The sequence below is a fragment of the Bartonella fuyuanensis genome, from assembly GCF_014197255.1.
Classification (GTDB): Bacteria; Pseudomonadota; Alphaproteobacteria; order Rhizobiales; family Rhizobiaceae; genus Bartonella; species Bartonella fuyuanensis.
This window is the reverse complement of record NZ_JACIFE010000055.1, coordinates 1-2,445: the sequence shown is the minus strand read 5'-3', so window position 1 is coordinate 2,445 and position 2,445 is coordinate 1. Positions and strand designations below refer to the sequence as shown.

Below are 2,445 nucleotides of genomic sequence, written 5' to 3'. Positions count from 1 at the left end.
CTTTTACATTGCCTTTAAGAGGTTATATCGTAATCTAAAATGAGTGCTTTGTTATCAAAAGCTTTGTTTAAAGAGAGTTATATATATTCATTTTCTTATATTACTTATAGGTTTTGTAGGTTCTTACCCCCCCCAAAACACCTACAAAACCCCTTTAAATGTATATTATAGATTGTATTTACGGATTGTATTTAATATAGATTGTTTCTTTAAAACATTAACATATTGAAATATAACAACTTTTATTTTTACTCATTTAAAAAAAATAATAGAGGGTCTAAAAAGAACTGACAAAACTGACACAACTGACAAAAGCCTATTAAAAAGGATTTTGCTAATCTCTATAATGATCAATCTCTCTTATGATATTTTCATAAGTGTTTTCATAACAGTCTCTAAATTACAATTATCCTATTTATCGTTTCTCTTATGACAATGAAAAATGATGCCATGACTATAAAGCATATAACAATTATAAAGAATGCGTAAAAACAGTAGCTTTGTTTGAATAAAGCAAAAATGCAAATGAATTGCATTGGTTATAAGAGCGCGGTGCCTATTAAGATAGTGCAAATGATAAATGCGTTATAAACAAAATTCACAAAAAATTAAAATTCATTTAGCAACAAAATTGATAGGTTATAAAGTTAAAAATACGCACTATGAGAGCGTTTCTAAATATTATAAATGTATAGATTCGAAAAAGAAGCCAATCGTTTCTAAAGCCCATAATATAGCTTTAAAAGCGCATAAATATAAAAGAAGAAATTCATAAGAACATGATAAAATTAATAGATAATGCAATTAAAAAATACAAAAAATATCAAAAAAATAAAATATTATTTGACAATAAATACGTATTTTGTTATATAAATAATCAAGTGCTTAACAACACTAAACAGTAAGCGAATAGGTTACGATAAACCTAATCCTATTAAAAACTGACTATCTTTTATGCTTTTGTTAGCATATATAGTGATTTTGTCGGGTGTAGTTACACCATACAATACCCGTTTATGGGAAAAGTGTAACGACGGACTTACTGCCGTGTTTGTTAGCACCCGGCGCCTCTATAGAGATGTCAATAACAAACATTTAATCAGTAAGGTTTTAAATATGACAAATATCTCAAACAACACCCCCGTTATCTCTTCCATTTCAAATGCAACCGCGCCTGTTAATAAACAAGAGTCTGCAAAAAAATACGAATTTACAGGAGAGACAATAGAGGTTGGTGATTATACTCTTTATCGCATTCGGGCTTTAAGGGATTTTGCTAATATAAAAGCTGGTGATCTAGGCGGTTTTATACATAAGGTTGCAAATTTAGCTCATAATGGTGATTGTTGGGTCGGTGGCAAGGCCATGGTTTATGGTGATGCTCGTATTTACGATAATGCCCATGTTTCGGATAATGCAAAAATTACTGGATCTGCAAAAATTTATGAAAATGCAAGGGTCTATGGCAATGCTAGCGTGCATATTAGAGCTGAGGTTTATGGCAATGCGCAAGTCTATGAGAACGCATTGGTTTATGGTGATATTTTTGGACATGCCAAGGTTTATGGCAAGGTCCATGGTGATGCTCATGTCTATGGCAATGCCAAGGTAATTGGCTATACTGAGATTGGTGGTGATACCAAAATTGGTGGCAATTATAAAGAACCCGTTATCACTGGTGATATTGTTTTTACAACTGTGTAAATGACGCGCAGGCGCGGCGGGGGCGCCTCCTTTTAAACATTTCATTCTAAAATTCAAATCTATTTATAAAGGAATTGTGCTATGCAAAAAAAGTTTGCACTCACAAATGAGACACGTGTATTTAATAATCAAACTCTTTATCGCATTCGGGCTTTAATAGATTTTGATGATGTCAAGGCTGGTGATTTAGGGGGCTTTATTGAAAGTGAAAACAACCTCTCGCATGATGGCAATTGCTGGGTTTACGATAATGCTCTTGTTTTAAATCCTGCCCATATTTATGAAAATGCCAAGGTTTTTAATAACGCTATTATAATGGGTAGTGTTTATGGCAATGCCCATGTATGTGACCGTGCCCGCGTTTATGCAAATGCCCATGTTTATGACAATGCGCATCTTTCTTATAATGCTTGGGTTTATCATCAGGCGCGTGTTTATGGCAATGCAAAAATCAATAAAAAAAGCAAAGTAAGGTTGGTGCCCAAAAAATGTGCGGTGTATGAAAGGGATAATGTTGTCAATACAACTGATAAAACAGAATAAAGAACGGCGTGGGGGACGTGCCTTCTTTATGGTGTATAAATGCATATAAAACGCATTGCTATAAACATCTCATAAAAGAGAGCGTTCCATAAAAGAAAGCCGGGCCAAGTGATATGACGCGGCTTTCAAATAGCATTTCTTATTGATTAAAATGAATCATCCACATGGAGTAATGAAACGCATATATACAAAACGTAT

Annotated in this window: 1 protein-coding gene and 1 pseudogene; both read left to right on the top strand. The window is 33.4% G+C overall.

Going from position 1 to position 2,445, the window contains the following annotated elements; all coding sequences use genetic code 11:
- Positions 1-1,116 precede the first annotated feature (1,116 nt).
- On the top strand, positions 1,117-1,704 hold the full coding sequence (locus tag GGR08_RS07790; protein ID WP_183194736.1) for a hypothetical protein: 588 nt from the start codon (positions 1,117-1,119) through the stop codon (positions 1,702-1,704).
- 81 nt (positions 1,705-1,785) lie between these two features.
- Positions 1,786-2,208 (top strand): annotated as a pseudogene (locus GGR08_RS07785) (LbetaH domain-containing protein); the annotation flags it as partial.
- Positions 2,209-2,445 lie beyond the last annotated feature (237 nt).

Coding starts and splice junctions, on each gene's coding strand:
- GGR08_RS07790 (WP_183194736.1), top strand. CDS start 1,117: ATGACAAATATCTCAAACAACACCCCCGTTATCTCTTCCATTTCAAAT.